The sequence below is a fragment of the Bacteroidetes bacterium SB0662_bin_6 genome (genome assembly GCA_009839485.1).
GTDB lineage: Bacteria > Bacteroidota > Rhodothermia > Rhodothermales > VXPQ01 > VXPQ01.
In genome coordinates this window covers 15,002-35,395 of record VXPQ01000038.1, presented here as the reverse complement: position 1 = coordinate 35,395, position 20,394 = coordinate 15,002, and the positions used below count along the sequence as shown (strand labels likewise).

Annotated in this window: 16 protein-coding genes; 8 read left to right on the top strand and 8 right to left on the bottom strand. The window is 58.3% G+C overall.

The window, feature by feature from the left end:
• Positions 1–22: 22 nt before the first annotated feature.
• Both F4Y00_06990 and F4Y00_06985 read right to left on the bottom strand, forming a co-directional pair.
• Entirely contained in the window at positions 23–1,609 is a 1,587-nt protein-coding gene (locus F4Y00_06990; GenBank protein MYE04698.1) for a carboxylesterase family protein, read from the bottom strand.
• A gap of 41 nt (positions 1,610–1,650) precedes the next feature.
• Positions 1,651–2,616, bottom strand: a complete 966-nt coding sequence (locus tag F4Y00_06985; GenBank protein MYE04697.1) for a sugar phosphate isomerase/epimerase — start codon at positions 2,614–2,616, stop codon at positions 1,651–1,653.
• Positions 2,617–2,908: 292 nt separating this feature from the next.
• On the opposite strand from F4Y00_06985, the gene F4Y00_06980 reads away from it, so the two are divergent.
• Positions 2,909–3,316, top strand: coding sequence for a hypothetical protein (locus F4Y00_06980; GenBank protein ID MYE04696.1), 408 nt, complete (start codon positions 2,909–2,911; stop codon positions 3,314–3,316).
• Positions 3,317–3,468: 152 nt separating this feature from the next.
• Here the strand turns inward: F4Y00_06980 and F4Y00_06975 are convergent, their stop codons facing one another.
• Positions 3,469–4,434, bottom strand: a complete 966-nt coding sequence (locus F4Y00_06975; GenBank protein ID MYE04695.1) for a sugar phosphate isomerase/epimerase — start codon at positions 4,432–4,434, stop codon at positions 3,469–3,471.
• Between the two features lie 422 nt (positions 4,435–4,856).
• Here F4Y00_06975 and F4Y00_06970 point away from each other — a divergent pair, with 422 nt between their 5' ends.
• Positions 4,857–5,606, top strand: a complete 750-nt coding sequence (locus tag F4Y00_06970) for a hypothetical protein (protein ID MYE04694.1) — start codon at positions 4,857–4,859, stop codon at positions 5,604–5,606.
• Between the two features lie 91 nt (positions 5,607–5,697).
• Here F4Y00_06970 and F4Y00_06965 read toward each other — a convergent pair whose 3' ends face one another.
• Both F4Y00_06965 and F4Y00_06960 read right to left on the bottom strand, forming a co-directional pair.
• Positions 5,698–6,906, bottom strand: a complete 1,209-nt coding sequence (locus F4Y00_06965; GenBank protein MYE04693.1) for a PQQ-dependent sugar dehydrogenase — start codon at positions 6,904–6,906, stop codon at positions 5,698–5,700.
• Between the two features lie 19 nt (positions 6,907–6,925).
• The gene (locus F4Y00_06960) at positions 6,926–7,414 is read right to left on the bottom strand and encodes a hypothetical protein (protein ID MYE04692.1); all 489 of its coding nucleotides are present in this window, start codon (positions 7,412–7,414) and stop codon (positions 6,926–6,928) included.
• Between the two features lie 274 nt (positions 7,415–7,688).
• Between F4Y00_06960 and F4Y00_06955 the strand changes: the two genes are divergently transcribed.
• Positions 7,689–10,370, top strand: coding sequence for a PIG-L family deacetylase (locus F4Y00_06955; protein ID MYE04691.1), 2,682 nt, complete (start codon positions 7,689–7,691; stop codon positions 10,368–10,370).
• A 12-nt stretch (positions 10,371–10,382) separates the two neighbouring features.
• Complete coding sequence (locus F4Y00_06950) at positions 10,383–12,008, top strand: BCCT family transporter (protein ID MYE04690.1); 1,626 nt, start codon at positions 10,383–10,385, stop codon at positions 12,006–12,008.
• A 154-nt stretch (positions 12,009–12,162) separates the two neighbouring features.
• Here the strand turns inward: F4Y00_06950 and F4Y00_06945 are convergent, their stop codons facing one another.
• A complete protein-coding gene (locus F4Y00_06945) occupies positions 12,163–12,963 on the bottom strand; it encodes a nucleoside-binding protein (protein ID MYE04689.1) in 801 nt (266 codons plus the stop codon).
• Positions 12,964–13,545: 582 nt separating this feature from the next.
• Between F4Y00_06945 and F4Y00_06940 the strand changes: the two genes are divergently transcribed.
• The 4 genes from F4Y00_06940 to F4Y00_06925 all read left to right on the top strand — a co-directional run bounded on the left by F4Y00_06940 (position 13,546) and on the right by F4Y00_06925 (position 18,046).
• A complete protein-coding gene (locus tag F4Y00_06940) occupies positions 13,546–14,415 on the top strand; it encodes a sugar phosphate isomerase/epimerase (GenBank protein MYE04688.1) in 870 nt (289 codons plus the stop codon).
• 40 nt (positions 14,416–14,455) lie between these two features.
• Complete coding sequence (locus F4Y00_06935; protein MYE04687.1) at positions 14,456–15,841, top strand: Gfo/Idh/MocA family oxidoreductase; 1,386 nt, start codon at positions 14,456–14,458, stop codon at positions 15,839–15,841.
• 12 nt (positions 15,842–15,853) lie between these two features.
• The gene (locus F4Y00_06930; protein MYE04686.1) at positions 15,854–16,960 is read left to right on the top strand and encodes a hypothetical protein; all 1,107 of its coding nucleotides are present in this window, start codon (positions 15,854–15,856) and stop codon (positions 16,958–16,960) included.
• A 123-nt stretch (positions 16,961–17,083) separates the two neighbouring features.
• Entirely contained in the window at positions 17,084–18,046 is a 963-nt protein-coding gene (locus F4Y00_06925; GenBank protein MYE04685.1) for a sugar phosphate isomerase/epimerase, read from the top strand.
• Between the two features lie 395 nt (positions 18,047–18,441).
• Here F4Y00_06925 and F4Y00_06920 read toward each other — a convergent pair whose 3' ends face one another.
• Together F4Y00_06920 and F4Y00_06915 are read right to left on the bottom strand one after the other, a co-directional pair.
• On the bottom strand, positions 18,442–19,512 hold the full coding sequence (locus tag F4Y00_06920) for a hypothetical protein (GenBank protein MYE04684.1): 1,071 nt from the start codon (positions 19,510–19,512) through the stop codon (positions 18,442–18,444).
• 35 nt (positions 19,513–19,547) lie between these two features.
• Entirely contained in the window at positions 19,548–20,324 is a 777-nt protein-coding gene (locus F4Y00_06915) for a hypothetical protein (GenBank protein MYE04683.1), read from the bottom strand.
• Positions 20,325–20,394: the final 70 nt, after the last annotated feature.

Below are 20,394 nucleotides of genomic sequence, written 5' to 3'. Positions count from 1 at the left end.
AAGAGTGTGTCCAGGATGCTACTCACTCTGCAAGATACGCCTCAAAAAAATCGCGTGTGGACTGGTCCGTCAGCATCCCGGGTTCAACGGGATCGCCCAAACGCATGAAGTGCATGTCTTGCCCGTTCCAGGCCGGCCACTCGGGTAAGCCCGCGCCGTTCGGGTTCCCGTGGGTAGCGAATTGGACCCAGTACGACAACATCGTGTCGGCGAGGCGCCGATCCAGGGATTCCCACGGGCGGTTCAGCATATCGAGGTTGTGGAAGAAATACGGCACCTCGGCAGTGTGAAACGCCCCGAATTCCGGGCGCTCCGGCCAGGGTATGCCCCGTTCGAAATAATACAGGTAGAGGTCTGTTTTCGCCGTCTGCGCCCGCTCTGCAGCCAGCAACTCCAGAGCCACGGCGGCCAGATCGCGCTGGCTGGTTTTCTGGGCATGGCCCGCTTCTTCGTCCGTGTTTGTCGGATAGAGCGCGAGAAACGCTTCCGCCGACTCGCCGTAGCGTTCGCCCGCTGCCTCGCGAAACGATTCGACCGTGGCTTTTCCATACCCGGGGAAGGCGCTCGGTTCGTCGGCATTAAAGCCCATAAGCATAGGCACATCGTGTTGCGTTCCCCGAGTGTAGATCGCGGGGACGCTGTCCGGCACGAAGTAGCCGTCCATCACCGGCCCGAAACGCAGGGGGCCGCCCCCGGACGCGGGTGTGGCGGTCAACTCGTCGACGGTCATCTCGCGCAGTTCCTGGAGCGAAGATGCGCCTGTTGCCGTGGCGAATTCGGCGCCAGCGTCTTCCGCTTCGGACAGCGGGCGCGCCAGCGTGTGCGTGGAACTCAGGCCGAACGAGGCCAGCCCTCCCGGTCCGCTCTGTACGATCGCGCGATGGAAGAGATTTTCGGCAGGCGGAGCGACCGTGAGCAGGTATACCGCCATAGCTCCGGCCGATTGCCCGGCGATCGTGACGTTGTTCGGATCGCCGCCGAAGGCTGCAATGTGCTCTTTTATCCACTGGAGGGCGGCGACCAGATCGAACAGGCCGAAGTTGCTCGAAGCATTGCCGCCGGACCCGGCGGTCAGTTCCGGATGGGCCAGAAAGCCGAGCACCCCCAGCCGGTAGTTGACGGTGACTACCACCAATCCCTTCGTTGCCAACTTTTCTCCATCATAGACCGCTACGGAACCGGATCCTTCGCTGAAGCCGCCGCCGTGGATATACATCAGGACCGGCCGCCGTTCGCTGGCGTCTGCCGCCGCCGTCCAGACGTTGAGATACAGGCAGTCCTCGCTCACACTGCCCTGGTGCATGAACTCTTCGGTCCACGGCGGTCGCGATCCCGCCACATTCTGGATGCAGCCGGGACCGAACGCGTCCGCCTCGCGAACTCCTTCCCATGAAGAAGGCGGTTCCGGAGCGCGCCAGCGCAGCGCGCCAACGGGCGGCGCGGCATAGGGGATGCTTTTGTACACCCGGACAGTCGGATCCGAGCCGGATATGCCTGTGAGCAGACCACTCTCAAGATGGAGCGGCTCCGTGATTTGCGCCGTTGCGATAAGCGGGAGCAGGCTCAACCATGCGACGCCGAGCCATACCTTACGGGATACCTTAGCCATATAACAGTCTTTGCCTTGCCGAAATCCCCGGAAAAAAACCCTCAGGAAAGCGCCTCCCGGCAGTAGGCTACGCACTTCTTCATTTCCTCCATGACTGTCGAGCCTTCCGGGATGGGGTATTCCAGTTCGATCATTGCCGGAATCGGATACGCTTCGTCCCGGAGCAACTGGAGCACCTCGGCGATCGGCGTGTCGCCTTCGCCCCAGGGCACGTTATCTCCGCCGTTTTCCGGGCTTTTCCGATCCTTCAGATGCAGGTGCGTAATCCGGTCGTGGTACTGTTGGATCACCGGGATCGGAGAGGTGCCCAGCCCCGCCACGTAGTGCCCGATGTCGAGATTGAGCATGTTGTAGGGCGAGTAGGAAAGCGGAATGTCGAAACTGAAATCCTCATCGGCCACCTGGGTATGGTTATGCATGCCCGTGACCAGCTCGTGCTTCGTGGCGAAAGGTCCCATTCGCTCGCCGGCTTCATTCGAGATTTCGAACGAGATGCCGCGCGCGCCCACTGCCCGAGCAGCCCGGAAGGCGTAGTCGATCTCCCCGTCGGACCACCCCGGATTGCCCAGCTTGAGAATGTCGATATCGACCCCGGCGTCACGATACATCTTTCCGAGGGCTTCGAACTTGTCCATAGGGGCCGACAAGCGCCATTCGGCGGCGTCTTTGTCCGCAGCTTCTCGCTCGGCCCTGAGTTCGGCCCGCTCTTCTTCGCTCAACTCCCGCCAGTTGCGGGGAAACGGCGGTGCTGCCGGGCCGCCCGCGAACTCTTCCGCGGGGCTGCCTATGAGTTCGACCATATTGAGGCCGAGTTCAACCATGTAGCTGAGAATTTCCTCGGCGCTGGCGGGAATCTGACGAAAGCTGTAGGAAATAGCTCCAATTTGTACGCCGGAGGTTCCGGGGTGCAGGAGGCCCATGCTTTTTGCTGAAAAGCCCAGGCTGCTCAGTGTCAGGCCGCCGACGGCGGCGCCTCCCATGCGGTACAGAAAATGGCGGCGATTCATGGTAGTGGGGGGTGGGGGTGGGGAATAGGATGAAAAATTAATGTAGGAAAAAATTTGGGTTTTGGCGCAGCCGTCAGCCGCTGGTAGCCAGGGTTATATTTTGACGGGCTATGTGTCTATATGTGCGGAACCGGGCCGGCATGCAATAAGGGAGACCGCCAGAGAAAAATCGCCCGGATGGGGGACGTTGCAAGGCGCTTTTTCCATTTTGACCTTTCATGGAAACAATGCGGGTACGCTTGAAACAGAGCGCCGAAAACGGCATATTAATTCTTGAACCTTTTCCAAAGCCATGATCGATACCCTTGCCACCGCACACGCTCTTGTGGAAGCGGGCCTTGAACAGCGCCCGGCCGAAGCGATAGCAAGAGCTATCCGTAACGGGCAGGGGTACGCGGCTTCGGAAGATTTCGTACGCGCCGAAATAGGCGCCGTACGATCCGAAATAGGCGCCGTACGATCCGAAATAGGTTCCCTACGATCCGAAATAGGCGTCGAAATAGGTTCCGTACGCGCCGAAATAGGTTCCCTGCGATCCGAAATAGGCGTCGAAATAGGTTCCGTATGGGCCGAAATGGGCAAACTCCATGCCGACCTGACGGAGCAAAACAATGCCCTTCTTCGCTGGATAATGGGGTTGGGCTTCGGGGCTATTGCAGGCGTATTGGCGCAGCTTGTAGTTCAGATTTTACAGCAATAGCCTGCTTTGCGAGGATTCCGCGAAGAACGCTCCTTCAATGGATGTGATTTCTCTTCCCCTCCTAGACGAAATCTTCCGGCAGGTTTAAGCCCCGCTTGGCGTTGCCGCTATGGCCGAAGTCTTGTAACAAGCACGAAACGGTCAACGATCTCTCAGGAAAGCGCCTCTCGACAGTAGTCCACGCACTTCTTCATCTCCTCCATAACCGTCGAGCCCTCCGGTGTCGGATATTCCAGTTCGATCAATGCCGGAATCGGATACGCTTCGTCCCTGAGAAACCGGAGTACCTCGGCAATCGGCGTGTCACCCTCACCCCAGGGAACGTTACCCCCGCCGTTTTCCGGACTTTTCCGATCCTTTAGATGCAGGTGCGTAATCCGGTCGTGGTACTTTTTGATCACCGATATCGGAGAGGTTCCCAGGCCCGCCACGTAGTGCCCGATGTCGAGGTTGAGCATGTTATAGGGCGAGTAGGAGAGCGGAATGTCGAAACTGAAACCCTCATCGGCCACCTGGACATTGTTATGCATGCCCGTGACCATCTTGTGCTTCGTGGCGAAAGGCCCTATTCGTTCGCCGGCTTCATTCGAGATTCCGAACGAGATGCCGCGTGCGCCCACCGCCCGGGCTGCCCGGAAGGCGTAGTCGAGTTCCCCGTCGGACCACACCGGCCTGCCCAGTTTGAGAATGTCGATATGGACCCCGGCGTCGCGGTACATCTTGCCGAGGGCTTCGAACTTGTCCATAGGGGCCGACAAGCGCCATTCGGCGGCGTCTCTGTCTGCCGCGGCCCGTTCGGCTCTGAAAACGTCGCGTTCATCCTCGCTCAATTCGCTCCAGTTGAGAGGCCACGTCGGCCCTGCCGGCCCACCGGCGAATTCCTCCGCCGGCTGACCCATGAGTTCGATCGTATCGAGACCGAGTTCGACCATGTATTCGAGGATTTGCTCGGCGCTGGCGGGAATTTCTCGAAAGCTGTAGGAAATAGCTCCAATTTGGACGCCGGAGACTCCGGGGCGCAGGAGGCCCATGCTTTTTGCCGGAAGGCCCAGGCTGCTCAGTGTCAGGCCGCCGACAGCGGCGCCTCCCATGCGGTACAGAAAATGGCGGCGATTCATGATAGTGGGGGGTGGGGGTGGGGAATAGAATGAAAAATTAATGTAGGAAAAAATTCGGGTTTTTGGCGCAGCCGTCAGCCGCAGGCGTATTGGCGCAGCTTGTAGTTCAGATTTTACAGCAATAGGCTGTTTTGCACGGTGTGCTACCCGGACGCAAGGGGCTTTGTGTAGCTATTCACCGCAAAAGACGCGGAGAATAGTCATGTAGCCCATGTGCAAGAAACCTGTCTAAATATTCGCCGCAAAAAATGCGGTAAATAGTTGTCCCGCTCATGAAGAAGAGGGCTTACACGGATATTCACCGCAAAAAATGCGTCGAATAGATATGCTGTTCATGTGTAAGGAGCTTGTGCTCTAAACTGGAAAGCTGGTCCCGGTTGCCTATCTTTACAGGGGGTGTCCCTTCGTCTCCTGAGAAGAAAATGAAACCCACCTATCTGATCACGGGCGCGATCCTGTTCCTTTCGTTAACGATACCTGCCCGTTTTGCGTTTGCTCAAGAGATCGGGCAGGAGAGGAAAGCCTTCACAGGGACGGTCGGTCTTACCCACAAAGGCGTTTCCCACATACCCAGCTTCACCCTCGGTAAGCCTGCCGTTATTTTTAACTTGAGCGTCGGAAAGAGAAAATTGGCGTTCGAGCCGCGGCTTCAATTTTCCACAAGAGGGAAACCCTGGGCCTTTTTATTCCGGTTGCGCTACCGAATGCTGCAAACCGAGAGGTTTCGGCTTGGCGTCGTGCTCAGCCCGGTGCTTTCCTTCATCACGTCGTCCGTCACGGAAGACGATGTCCAGCGGGACGCCATCGAAGCCCGGCGATTCATAGGCGGGCAGGTCCTATCTGATTATTCCCTTGCGAAAAATCTGAATGCAGGAATGCACTATCTGTATTCGCGCGGTATCGAAGAATCCACCTTTCGAAACATGCATTTTATCAGATTCACGACCCGACTATCCAATATTGCAGTGCTCGACGAATGGACCGTCACCTTAAACTCGCAAGTCTACTACCTGAGAATAGACGAAAAGGAGGGGGCGTATTTTTCCCCGAGCGCCGTATTGGCCAAAAGGGGTTTTCCGTTTTCCCTGTCGGCCATGATCAACAGAGCCTTCCGCACCGACGTCCCCGGTGACACGTTTCTCTGGAGCGCAAGCGTGATTTATTCGTATTGAGGAAGGAGAGAGGGGATTTATCCGCACCGTTATACCGTGTTGGTTGCGGGGGTGTGCGGCGATGCGCGCGCCGGGCACGGATGGGCTACAATCATTGCGGCGTAATCCGCAGCAGTTCATCAGGAGCGTTAGTAAGCACATAGATGGCTCCATCCGGCCCCATGGCGATGTCCCGGACGCGGCCATGGCCCTTTAGCAAAATTTCCTGTTTCACAACTCGTCCCTCTTCAACGACCAGGCGCCTTACTTCTTCAGCTCGGAGTGCTGTCACAAGCAGATCATTCCGCCATGCCGGAAACCGGTCTCCCGTTACAAATGCTGTAGCACTCACGGCAATAGAGGGGGTCCAATAGGTGATCGGTTGTTCCATCCCCTCTTTCCGGGTCTGGTCTGTGATGGTGCTGCCGTCATAATTGATGCCGTAGGTAATCACCGGCCACCCGTAATTGGCTCCATTCCATAATATGTTCAGTTCATCACCTCCTTGCGGGCCATGATCCGTAAAGTATATATCACCCGTTTCAGGGTGCTGCGCCAGGCCTTGTACATTTCGAGTACCCCAGGCGTAGATGGCCTGCAGCACATCATGCCGGCCATACAAGGGATTATCTTCCGGTATAGAACCATCCGGACGGATTCGATAAATTTTTCCTTCCGGCCTTGCCAATAGTTGCGGGTTATTACTTTCCTGTATACTTCGCTCCATATCGCCAATGGTGAAATACAGATAGCCCTGGTCATCAAATATGACCCGGCTACCCCAGCGCGCTCCACCGCTTACCAGCAGGGAGTCGTGAACCTGAAACAGGGTTTGCTCTTCGACCCATTCATGGCCGCTTATTTTGCCCCGCACGACTTTCGTCATACCCGGAGCCGTCCTGTCCGTAGCGTTGTCCGGATTGTGACTCAGCGCGATATAAATCCAGCCATTGTCCGAATAGTCAGGATCTACTGCAAGGCCCATCATCCCGCCAGCCGCATCATACGCATATGTTTGAGGCAGCCCGGCAATGGATTGCTCATCCGGTTTGCCATCCGCCATCCTGTAGAGTTCCCCTTGATAGCCGGTGATGTAGGCCAGGTTCTGGTCAACAAAATCGATAGCCCACGGCCCATTTAATCCTTCGGTAATCACTTTTTCAACCTTGAGCGCGTAGTCTTCGGTTTCAACGATTTGATAAATGGCTTCTCCGGATTGCGCCTGTACACACACCGAGAGGGTTGCGTTAACGATTAGCGGCAATAAGGCTTTCGTCATGATGACGGCCTTGAAGTGGGGGTGGAAACCCGCGACGCCCATTCCATGAGCAGGAACCTCTTCAACCGGTCCGCAGCGCAGGAAATCTCTTTTCCGCGAAGGCGAATCCGCCGAAGAGCACGGCCGTGAATAACGCGTCTCCGAGGAGGGTATTGTGGAAGTAGGGGATCGCGGCGACGTAGCATGCTATGAGCCCCTCGAAGGTTTGCGGGTACATCGACTGCGGGAATAATGCGCCGCCCGCCCAGACACCGAAATTCGTCACGATAAAGAAAAGTACGGACCCGGTTACGGAAGCCCCCGCGATCCGCCACGGACTGCGGTTTTTGCGCAACAGAAATCCGATGCCCACCACTCCTGCGAAGGCGAAATACACAATAGGCACCGGCTGAAAGCCCAGGAGAATATCGCTGATAAGCATGGCGGTGAAGACCATGGCGACGGCCACCCCCTTTCTGGCGAAGAGCGCGCCTCCAAACAGCGCCATGGCGCCTATGGGAGCGACATTGGGAGGGTGAGGGAGAAAGCGCAACAGCGCCGCCGCAAGCACGAACGCGCAGAGCGCGCCGAATCGTAGCGTGAGGAATCGGGAAGGAGAGGTGCGATCGGTCATGAATGCGTCGAATGCTCGCTGAATATGCAGCGTTGTTTTCAGGAGGGATGGCGTATACGAAGATACGGGCAGGGCAGCGAACGATCAACGGCCCTGCCGGGTATAGAAGCCATGCCGGTCTCTGCCGGTCGCATTTTTCTTGCGCCTCACGCCATTTTTTGATTATTTGCGATACTGCCCTTTTCCTGCAAAGCCACTCCTTATAACCGTCATGCGCTTCTTCCACAGTTCCTGCTCCATTTCTTTGCTTGCCGCCTTTGTGTTCATCCTGACGGCCCATCCTGCTACAGGCCAGTCGGCTCCTGATCGTGTGCTGGCGTTTCCGTCTCCCGTTTCAGGCGAGGTTTTACCGTCTGATCAGGGAGCGCCTGGCGCCTGGCATCGCATCAACAAACTGGGCACGACCGCTTCGTTGCTTCATGTGCTGGCCCATCCCGACGACGAACACGCGGGCATGCTTGCCTTGTCTTCCCGGGCATGGGGCGCACGCACGTCCGAGTTGAGCATCAACAGAGGTGAAGCGGGCGCCAATGCCATCGGCTCGGAACTGTTCGATGCGCTGGGGTTGATTCGAACACGGGAACTGGTACTGTCGGGCCGGTATTACGGCCTGGACGATTTATACTTTACCCGCGCTGTCGATTACGGGTATTCCAAGACGCTGGACGAAGCGATGAGTAGCTGGGACCCCGAAGTCGTACTGGAGGACATCGTGCGGGTCATTCGCCTGAATCGTCCGATTGCTGTCGTTTCCCGGTTCTATGCCGGCTTACGGGACGGACATGGACACCACCAGGCTTCCGGGGTGCTTACCCCCCAGGCGGTAGCTGCCGCAGCCGACCCCAACCGCTTCCCGGAACAGATTTCGGAAGAAGGGCTCCGCTCCTGGTCCGTTCCGCTGCTTTTCCGGGGCGGGGCCGCTGACGACGAGCCGCACCATGTGGTTCTGGACGCCACGGCATACAGCCCGCTTCTCGGCGTCTCGTACGGAGACTATGGGCGCTATGGCCTGAGTCTCCAGCGTTCCCAGACATCGGGGCGGTTCCGGAACTGGGGAGGCCGTACGTACCGCTATGAACTGCTCGGCGACTCGGCCAGCGATGCGGAGAACCGGGTATCCGACACCTTTTTTGAGGGAATCGATACGAGTCTGCCCGGGTTTCCGGCGCTTGTAGGGGAAGAGGCGTCTCTCGAGGTTGCTTCATCCCTTGCCGAACTTCAGACCCTGATCGACGGGGTGATGCAGGATTTCGATTTTCTGGCGCCGGAGCAGGTGGTTTCCGAACTCGTACGCGGCCTGGGCCTGGTGCGCTCCACCATCGAGGCTGCGGCGGATCTTCCGGAAACGGCCTTTGAATTGTCCGTGAAGGCGCAGCAATTCGAAGATGCGATCATAGCCGCAGCGGGCGTGCGCATACGCGCCGAACTGGCCGATCAGGCATTGGGCGCTTCGCTGGTGAGAAATCAGGAAGCCGCTATTGCCGTCGCTGTGGAGAGCGAACTGCCTGATCGTATTGCGGTGCGCGAAGTGCTGGTTCTTGAGCGGGACAAGGGAGGCGTTGCCGAATTGGCCCGGTCGGACGAAGGGGCCGGAAACGAGGTGGAGCTCGTGGCCAGGGTCGGATCGGGGGATCCGCTCTTCGACGGCCCGTATTTCGAGCGCAGCAGCCCCACCGAAAATATGTATCGGATTCTGGAGCCTTCTTCGGCGATGCACTTGCCCTGGCGCCCCATGGCCTTGTCCGTGCAGGTGCTTCTGGAGGTGGACGGGGTGGAGATCGTGCGGACGATGCCTGTCACCGGATACGTATCCCGCTTACCTTTCGGTTTCCTTGCCCGCCGGGTGGAAATTCTTCCCGATTTGTCCGTTTCGATCAGTCCGCGTGTACATGTCCTTCCGATGGACATGGAGGATATCGGGGCGGTGGAGGCGGTTCCGGTGCTCGTGCGCGTCGAGGCTATTGCGGATTCAGTGGTTGCGGACATAGCCATCGAACTGCCTGAGGGCTGGACGAGCGATCCGGCTTCCATACAGCATGCGTTCGGGAACCAGGGCGAAGTCGTCGAGGCGCGTTTCATGGTACAGCCTCCTGCGGACTGGTCCGGTGAAGCAACGATCCAGGCCATGGCCGAATCCGGGGAAGGGGAAGACCGCCGGCAATACCGGAATGGCTACCAGGTCATCGAGCATCGGGATTTGCCGCTTGCCCGTCTCCGGATGCCGGCGGAAATCACCATCCTCTCCGTGCCGGTCGCCCGGCTGGACGGCATGCAGGTGGGGTACGTCATGGGCGTGGGTGACGAGGTGCCCGCTGCGATCGAAAACCTCGGCGCCTCTGTGCAACTGCTTGGCGAGGGGGATCTGGCGAGCGGTTCTCTGGATCACTTCGATACCATCGTTGTAGGGACGCGGGCGTATGCCGTGCGGCAGGACCTTGTAGAGCATAACCGGCGCCTGCTGGATTATGCGGCGGCGGGCGGCAACCTGATCATCCTGTATCAGACCCAGGAGTTCGTGCCGAACGACATGGCGGCGCATCCTGCCGAATTGCCCCGGGGGGCGCAGGAAGTCTCCGAACAGGATTCTCCCGTGCGTATTCTTGCGCCGGATCATCCCCTCCTGACCACGCCCAACGCGATTACCCTGGCCGATTTCGACCACTGGATCGAGCAGCGGGGCTCCAAGTTCTTCACGGAGTGGGATGCTGCCTATACCCCGCTCGTGGAAACACAGGATACCGGGCAGGCGCCGCAGCAGGGCATATGGCTGGCCTCGGAAGTGGGGTCAGGGCACTACAGCTACCTTTCGCTGGCGCTTCACCGCCAGGTGCCGTACGGGGTCCCGGGCGCATTCCGTATATTATCCAACGCGATTGCGCTCGGCGGCAGGTAAGGTCATGACCGGATTTGCCCCGATTCCGGAAAGTATGGCAAGGAAAGAAGGGATATCCCTGTGCAAGGGCCAAAGATAGAGAAGGTCATTTTCTGGGTTACCTTCGGCGGGGTTCTTTGCCTGATCGTCCCGCTGATTATGTTTCCGTCCGGCGGCGCTGAGGTGCTGGGCAACGCCATGAACTGGATGACCCGGACCCTCGGATGGCTGCATCTGTGGTTTTTCGTGGTCGTCTTCGGTTTTCTGCTCTACGTGGCTCTGGGGAAATACGGACGTGTCCGATTCGGCGGTCCCGACAGCCCGCCGGAATTTTCGTTGTTCAGCTGGGGCGCCATGCTGTTTTGCGCCGGCATCGGGGCCAGTGTCATCTATTGGGGCACGATCGAATGGGCCTATTACTACACGGAACCCCCGTTCGATATCGAGCCCCGGTCCAAGGAAGCCATAGAGTGGGCCGCCGCCTATGGCATGTTCCATTGGGGGCCGCTCGCCTGGGCCATCTATACTGTGCCGGTACTTCCTCTCGGGTATCTGTACTGGAACCGGGGGCGGCCCGTGCTGCGTCTTTCGGCGGCGTGCGAAGGGGCGATCGGCGCCCGGGCGGCTGCGGGCCTGCCGGGCAAGATCATCGACATCGTGTTCATTCTGGGCCTGCTCGGCGGGGTGGGGACTTCTATAGGGCTCAGCACGCCCCTCATTTCCGCAGGTATTGCAGACCTGTTCGGCCTCGAGCGCACCTTCCTGCTCGACGCCTTCGTCATAGTGATCTGGAGCGCCCTGTTTGGATTCAGTGTCTATTCCGGGTTGAAAAGGGGGATCAAGGTCCTGAGCGACATCAATGTCTGGCTGGTCACTGCGCTGATGGCGTTTGTGTTCGTGTTTGGTCCGACGATGTTCATTATCGATTCCTTCACGCATAGCGTCGGACTGATATTTCAGAATTTCATCAAGATGAGTTTCTATGCCGATTCGGTTGCCAAGGCCGGCAGTGCGATTGCGGCGTCCGGCGTGGCCTCTGCGGAGTCCGGCGCCACCTTTGCCGAAGAATGGACCATTTTTTACTGGGCCTGGTGGGTGGCGTATGCGCCGTTCATGGGGCTCTTCATCGCCCGCATATCGAGGGGGCGCACCATCCGCGAAGTGATTCTGGGCGAGATGATTGCCGGGTCGCTGGGATGCTGGCTCGTTTTCGGCGTGCTCGGCAACACCGGTATGTTTTTCGATCTGGAGGGATCGCAAAACCTGACGGAGATGGTGGCAATCGGTCAGGCGCCCGAGGCGATCATAGCAACCATTGCCGCAGTAGGCGGGCGGGTGCTCCCGGTTGCCGCGCCCCTCGTGGCGCTTTTTGTTGCGCTGGCTTTCATTTTCGGGGCGACCACCCTGGACTCCGCGGCCTATGTGCTGGCTGCGGTGGCCACGAAAGAGCAAGGAAGGGTTGTCGAGCCGGCCAGGTGGCATCGCATTTTCTGGGCCATTGTACTGGCGTGCGTGTCTCTTGCGTTGATGTTCGCAGGGGGACAGCAGAGCATAGATGCTTTGAAGGCGTCCTCGATCCTGGTATCCATCCCGTTGATGGCGATTCTGGTTATCCTCGCCGTGTCCTTTATGAAGTGGATCCGGGAGGATGTCCGCTGACGGGGAAAACAGGCCCCGCCCTTCGGGTTCCGCCGGTCACGGCGTCACTCTTCGTTGCTCGTCGCTCATTTGGAACCACCAAACTTCACTCCTCGCGCCTTGATTGACGCCGTGCCTGACGGAACAGAGCATTGCTGCATAGTGGTAACAGAGCCTAAAAACGAAATACCGCGAGAAACTGGGGAATGACCTCGTCGGCGTCCTCGAAGCCGAACTTGTTGATCCAGATATGCATTTCGGTTCCTGCAAAAAAGCGTCCCGGGCTTCCGGCGAGCGCCTTGCCGACATCGAGGCGTAGCTGGGGTTGCATCAGGATCCAGTACGGCGCATCACCGACTTCGGTATTCCGGCTGCTTTGCCACTCGGCATGTCCTTCCAGGGAGAATGCGCCGCCGCCGATATTGAACGGCAGCGCCCAGTTGAAATCGATGAGGTGGCTGTTGTCGTCTTTGGGTGCGCCGCCTTCGGTGAGTCCTGCACTGCGATCCACGAGATACACATAGTCGAGGTTTGCGAAGGCGAAGCCAGGCAGATCCAGTTGCAGCCGGAACCCGGGTGTGATCTTCAGTACCTTTCCTTGCGCTCCCCAGTTTATTCCTCCCAGCGGACCTACGCCCCGGATGGGCCCCCATGCAATTTCGTGCCCCGTGAGCGCCCCGAGGCTGAGGAATGGATACCATTCCATATATATATCCCGGTTAGCGCCCCCGGCGCCTTTGCAGCACGCCATATCCACAAAGAAAAAATTCTCGCCAAGACTCCAGCCGCTGGCATGCTGGAATGTGATCAGGTGCTGTGTTCCGGTGGGGCTCACGGCGTGCTCCTCGAGTGCGGAGCCCACCTGATATTGTACTTCCGTGACGCTCCACCCTTGGGCGTCGGCGCTGCCGCTGGTGACGAGCGAAAAAGCCGCAACAAGGAAGAGGGGCACGAGGAAGCGGGGGGCGCTGTGCATGGAACAGGCAGGTTTTTTGCTGGATTTTTTGCAGGATACTCTGATTAAGTCCTCAAACCTCAGAGACTGCGAGGGGTGCGCTGGCAAGGAATGACGAAGAAGCGTGGCAGGCCCCACGTAATGAGGAATGACACAGCCAGCGCACCCCTCGCAGTCTCCCGAAGGGCGCGTCACGTCCACAACGTACCGAATCTACAGTGTTTTCTGCTGGTTTCAACAATGCGATCATGAATCCTTTACGCACGAACGTGACGCGCTGAGGGAAGCGGTTTTGATCAGAGTATCCTGTACTGAAAGCACTGTGGAACAGGTCGAAAGATACTGTACGCAGCGACTTTGATCAGAGTATCCTGATAAGGTATTTGTGAAAACAGCGCGTTTGCCCGGTTATTAGCGGCGTTCTGCTCTTTACGGACAATGCTCCGATGGTTATACTTCCGTCTCTGTCCGGTATTTTTCGCGGTCGGGGATCAGGCTATAAGGCCTCCGGTAAAAAAGTGTTCGTACAGGACGAGCGAGCCCGTTCCGCTTCGTGTTTCTGTGCGGGCCGGACTGTTTTCTTAACAAGTGCAGGTACCTGTCATGTCTTTTCGCGATCTGACCCGTCGTCGATTCGTCAAAACAGCCGCCCTCGCTTCCGCAGGGGTCGGATTTGCTCCGTACGCCGCCGGCGCCGCTTCCCCTTTCAGGGAAAAGCGTTCCGATGGACACATACCTTTTACCCTTGGCGTAGCCACCTATTCGCTGCGCAGATTCGACCGGACCGAGGCCATCTCCATGGTCCAGGCATTGCATGTGGAGCATGTCAGCGTCAAGTCGTTCCACATGCCCTATGAAGATTCCCCGGAAGACCTGGCGTCGGGTGTGCGGGAATTTGCGCGGGCGGGTATCGAACTCGTAAGCGGAGGAAACAATACGATCGATAAAGACGACGATGATCATGTCCGCATGTTTTTCGAATACGCCAGGGCCGTCGGCATTCCTATGCTGGTCATCGCCCCGACTGCGAAAAACATGCCCCGGATCGAACGATTCGTCAAGGAATACGACATTAGCGTAGCCATTCACAACCACGGCCCGGAAGACCCGCATTTCCCGGGACCGCGGGATGGTCTCGAAGTGATCCGGGATATGGACCCGCGCGTGGGTTTGTGCATCGATGTCGGGCATACGGCCCGAACCGGCGTGGATGTGGTGGAATCCATTGCCGAAGCGGGTGACCGCCTGCTGGATGTCCATATGAAGGATCTGCGGGACATGAGCGATCGGGACAGCCAGTGCATTGTGGGTGAAGGCGCCATGCCTGTAGCCGACATTTTCAGGCAGCTGGTGGAGATGAACTATCAGGGCTACGTGAACCTCGAATACGAGATTGACGCCAGGGACCCGTTACCGGGTATGAAGCAATCCTTTGCATACATGCGGGGCGTGCTTGCCGGGATGGCGGCGTAACGAAACAGGCATTTACTGAACATACCTTTCCGGAATCATCATGACGCACAAGCGAACCTCATCATCTCGCAGGAGCTTTCTCAAAACCATGACCGCCGGTGCGGCCGGCGGCATGCTTGGGGGTGGCATCATTACGAGCGGTATGACCTCGAAGAGTTACGGACGCATCCTCGGGGCGAACGATCGCGTCCGCGTCGGTGTCGTGGGCTTTTCCGATCGGGCGCGCGGATCGCTCATTCCGTCACTGCTTGCTTCCGCCAGGGACATGAATTTCGATATCGTGGCCGTGTCCGATATCTGGAACCGCCGGCGCGAAGAGGGAACGGCATTTGTGCAAGCGCAGCGCGCGGAAGCCGGTCTTGAGGGAGGCGACGGGGTCAAGGCGATGCGCAACAACGAGGAACTGTACGACTCCGGCATGGTCGATGCGGTAGTCATCTCCACCGCGGATTTTCAGCATGCGCTGCATGCCATTGAAGCTGTCGAAGCCGGATGCGACGTGTATGTCGAAAAGCCGTTCGCCAACACGATGGGGGACGCCAATCTGGCCCTGGAGAGGATTACGGCGTCGGATCGCGTGCTGCAAGTGGGTACCCAGCGCCGCAGCGCCTCGAATTACATGGCCGCCAACGAGTATATCCGCTCCGGAAAGTTCGGCGATATTGTGGCGGCGCATATGACCTGGAATGTAAACCAGCCCGGACGGTGGCGGCGTCCGAATCTGGTGGCGTCCATCAAGGAATCGGATACGGACTGGACGCGCTATCTGATGAACCGCCCGTATGAGGCATGGGACCCGCGGAAATATCTCGAATACCGGTTATTCTGGCCGTACTCCTCCGGTATTCCCGGTCAATGGATGGTGCACCAGATCGATACCGTACACTGGTTTAGCGGCCTGCCGTATCCCCGCAGCGTAGTCGGCAACGGCGGCATTTACCTGTGGAAGGACGGGCGAAAGAATTTCGATACGATGACCGCGGTCTATGATTACGGTCCGCTGGATGACGCCACCGGCGGGTTTCAGGTGGTGTATTCTTCCCGGCAGACGAACGCGGCCGGCGGGGTCCGGGAACTCTATTATTCCAACGGGGGCACCCTGAACCTCGATACGAACACCGTGAGTCCGGACGGAGGGCTGACCGAGCGCCATGCCGTTACCATGGGTATGCAGCCGTTCCAGCTCAATGAAATGAAGCTGGACGAGGTGGGGGGCGTGGCCACGGCGGCAAACACCGGCGGCGATGACGCCACCATGGCGCACATGCGCAACTGGATGGAATGCGTGCGCTCTCGCGAGACACCCAATGCGGACATTCATGCTGCCTGGAACCATTCCGTGGCGCTCTGCATGACGATCGCCGCGCTGCATACCGGCAAGCGGATCACCTTCGATATGCAGAAGATGGATGTCGTCGTGAGTTGAACAATGGGTTTCATGGCTGTACACGGCGTCGGGGGACTCTTGCGCAGACGGCTCTTTTTCGGGTGGGGGGCATGGTTCGTTCTTGCGGCATTGATTCCTGTGTCGGGCGCTTTCCCCGGCCTCGCGGTTGGGCAGGATCTCGATACGCCGCAGGTTCTTGTAGTGCCGGATTCGGCGGCGCAGCGCGTGGATGTGCTGGTCGATGGGGAGGTGTTCACCGCGTACCTGTATGCGGACACGCTTTCCGTGCTTAAGAAGCCGGTGCTGTATCCGTTGCGGACGGCATCCGGCATCGCCGTGACGCGGGGGTATCCCCTGGAGCAGACAGCGGGCGAGCGCGTGGATCACCCGCATCATATTGGCCTGTGGTTCAATTACGGCGATATCAACGGGCTGGATTTCTGGAACAATTCGGATGCCGTATCCGCCGAGCGCGCCGCTTCGATGGGCACGATTCGTCACCGGGCGGTCACGCAAGCCGAAAGCGGGGAGGGACGCGGCGCGCTTCATGTCACGATGGATTGGCTCGCTCCGGACGGCACGGTGCTCCTTCGCGAGGATACCCGCTTCGTGTTTCACGCCGAGGCCGATCTCCGTGTCGTCGATCGCATCACGACGCTGACCGCGCTGGACCGGGAGGTGTCTTTCGACGACAACAAGGAAGGAGCCCTTGGTTTACGGGTCACGCGCGCGCTGGAAATGCCTTCGGGCCGTCCTGTGGATGTGCTTGCGAATGACGGTTCTGTAATGAGCACGACGGACAACGAACATGTGACCGGGCAATACCGCAACAGCGAGGGGATTGCGGGATATCCTGATGTCTGGGGGAAGCGCGCCCGCTGGATGACGCTCTCCGGAACGATCCGGGATCGTCCGGTGACGGTCGCGGTGCTCGATCATCCCCGGAACCCGGGGTTTCCGACCTACTGGCATGCGCGCGACTATGGCCTGTTTGCGGCCAATCCATTTGGACAGGCTGTTTTCAGTGAAGGAGCGGAAGCCCTGCATTTCGCGCTGGCGCCGGGGGCGTCTGCCACACTGCGCCATCGGGTTCTGCTTTTTTCCGGGCATCCGGCGCCTGAGGATGTAGAGGCCGCCTACCGGGATTTTGCGGAATAGCCCACTGCTTCGTCATTCCTTGCCAGCGAATCCCTTTCAGCCTCTGAGCTTTGCGGACTTAATCAGAGTATCCTTAACCGCTTACCCGTATCGCATTTTTTCTGTGTAAACCCTTTGTCAGCTATGCAGCGCATGGACCGCCGCCGTTTTTTAGAAACTTCATCCATTGCTCTCGGAGGATTCGCTTTCGGGGGACTTGTTTCCGGGTGCGGTGGGGAAGGCGCCGGGACGGGAGAAGGCGCCGGAACGGTTGTACAACCTTCCTGGAAATACGCCATCTGCAACGAGATCATGCAGGATTGGGACTGGGCGCGGCAGTGCAGGTACGCCGCCGAGGCGGGGTATGAGGGGATTGAGGTAGCGCCCTTTACGCTGGGCGATCATGTAGACGACATATCGACGGATCGTCGGGCCGAACTTCGGGGCATTGCCGAGGAAGCCGGTGTGGATATTCTGGGATTACACTGGCTGCTTGTGACGCCGGAAGGCCTGCATACCACCACGCCCGACGAGGCCATTCGCCGCAGGAGCTGGGAGTACATGGTGAAACTTGCGGAGTTTTGTGCGAACCTTGGCGGTAAGGTGATGATTTTCGGTTCGCCCGGACAGCGTTCTTCGGTGGGTATTTCAACCGGGGAGGCGGTCGAGCACCTGACGAACGGATTGCGTGACGTGGCGCCGTCCATTGCCGGGCATGGCGTGCAGTTGCTGCTTGAACCGTTGTCCAGCGATCAGACGGATGTGATCAATACGCTGGGCGAAGCGCTGACTGTGGTCGAGGCGGTCAACCACCCGGCTGTCTCGACCATGTTCGATTTTCACAACACGGCAGACGAAACGAGTCCGCTTGACGAACTGGTCCATACCTATTACGATCATATCGGGCACATCCAGATTCAGGAGATGGACGGCACGTACCTTGGTACCGGCGATGCCGTTGAGACGTACGTGCCGGCGTTACAAGCCTTCCGGGATAATGGCTACGACAAGTGGATATCCCTTGAGGTGTTCGACTTTGAACCCGGGCCTGAGTTGATCGCAACGGCTTCGATGGCCACGCTGAAAAGGATGCAGGCGGCGTTGTAAGGTAGGTACGGGCCATCCCTTCATTAAATCTTAACATCGCGAATTCATTTATCTAAATACTGTTTATTATGCAGGTGACAAAATAGATCCCTTTATATAAGGGAATAAAACCACATTCTTTTCTAATAATCAATAAAATTACATCATGCATTATTTAATTGTTAAGAGTTAAAAAACAAACAAGTTGTTTTTCTTGGCGTATCTACCTTGGCATTATAACAGGGCCACATACTCCTTGCTCCGGTTACTTCCTCCCTGACAGGTTCTTCTGAACCTGCTCGGGTTTGTCTCAATAGGGGGAATGGGACAGAGGAAGCTAACCGGGCAGGAGTTGCTATGCTCCTCCCTTGATCCTGTACCATAGTTCCCCGGTTTCAAATACCGGAGGCGTAGCCTTACAGCGCGAGCCCTACGCCGGCGGTGAGCACGGTTCTGTGGTTACCCTGGCTTGCCTCCACGTTTACGAGGAATGGGCCGAGTTTGAGCGAAGCGCCTGCCATGCCACGCAGCGTCGTATCTCCCGCCAATTCGAAGGAGACATTCTCGCCTTCGACCGCCGATAGCTCTTCTCCGAACGTGTAATCCACGTTCACGGTAGTTTCTTCCGTTTGTATCCCTGCGTACAGTGTCAGGAAGACGAACGTTTTGCTAAGGGCAACACCGGCAGCTATCGAGGAGGTTGTGAGGATTTCCTCACTGGCTGAGTTGGTGATCAAAAGACGTTGCATCATGAAATGACCGGCGATCCGGAAAGGCAGGCCCGGTATATAGCGGTCGACGCTGTGACGCAATCCGATGCCGACGAATTGGAGGTGACCATAGTTTTCGTCGCTGACACGGGGAAGGTAGCGGACGATTAGGTCTGTACCCGCCAGTGAGCCGATGCCGAGTTGCGGGATAGCGAGGGGGGCAATCGATCCGTCGTACAGACCGGGCAGCACGTTGAATGAAAGGGTACTGTCAACGACGATGTCGTCGGGGGTGTTGTCCAGTCCATCCGCACCGGGATGTACCGTTTGCCGGACAGTTCCCGTGACGATTCCCGGCGACGTGTCGCCGAATACGGTGGGGCCGTCGTTTATACGGAAGGTTACGGGCAGGTCGTACCGGTTGCCGTCCGGAGCGTGGAATGTGTAGGGGGTTTCGTATGCGATATCGAGGGTCCGGTCGACCTCCGGGATCAGTGCGCCCATCACTTTGACGCCGAGAAACAGGTCGAAGGGAAGGGCCCCGCCACCCACTTTAGCAGTGTGGATCAGTCCGGCATTGATATCCGCCCCGAAGGCGTTCACCACGGGCTGGAGGTATAATTCGGCATATTCCGCCCCGACATCGGCGATGACGTCAGGGAGTTGCTGCGCAAACGCGGGGCGGGACGCCAGAAAGGCTATGCCAAGAACTGCGTACGATACTATGCGCGGCAGGATGGGGGAGCGGCGGGGCGTCAGGAGGGAGAGAGAGGTCATACGTGCAGGCGGGCGCCCCGTAAAAGTATCGTGTGTTATTCCGCCAGCGTTACAAGCATCCATTCCTTGAATGTGCTGATGCCAAGGCCCGCTTGAGGAACTCCCCGGTATCCCCGTTCTTCCGCACTGGCCATACGACCGCCCGGCAACCCCCCGAAACCGGGCTGCTGCGCCGCATTGACGACGAACTCGTCCGGGGTAGCAATGCCGACGCCTATTTCCTGGCCCGGTTTTGCCCCGATAGCATACAACACCCCGTCGGCGTGCGCAAGAGGCACCTGAATTTCGTAGGTGAGTACGCCCTGGTCCGCCTCGACCGCTGCGACAATACCTGGAATGGAGTCTTTGTGCCTGCGGATTGCTTGTCCGTCTGCCCCGATGATTTCCACCTCCTGTGTTGAGCGCTCGATGCGAACCCGGTCGGCTGCCGCGCCTTCGCTGAGGCGGCGTTCGCCGGCGTCATCCATGGACAGACCAAGCGGAAAGCGAATCCCGAATGTTTGTTCCTTGCCGCCGGCAGGATCAACCCAGATAATCAATCCTGCGCGCATAATGCTCCCGATACTCGCCACATCTCTCGTACTGAGCGAAAGGTACAGGTGCTTGTCGTCGTTCTGCACGCCGGCCAGCAGACCGTCTTTGCTGCTGAGTGTTTGCAGTTTGCCGCCCCATTCATTCAGTTGGGCGTCCACAACGACCGGCTCGCCGGGCTCGGAACTCGTCACAAGGGCGGCGCTTCCACATCCTGTGAACAGGGTAGCAGCCAGCACCGTGAGGGCAAACGTTTGTCTAAGAGAGAGGAGTGCGTGCATGGTGCGTTGAAGGTATGGCATATCCATAAAAAAACGCCGAGCGGTACGAACAGTTGCCAAGCCATTCGTA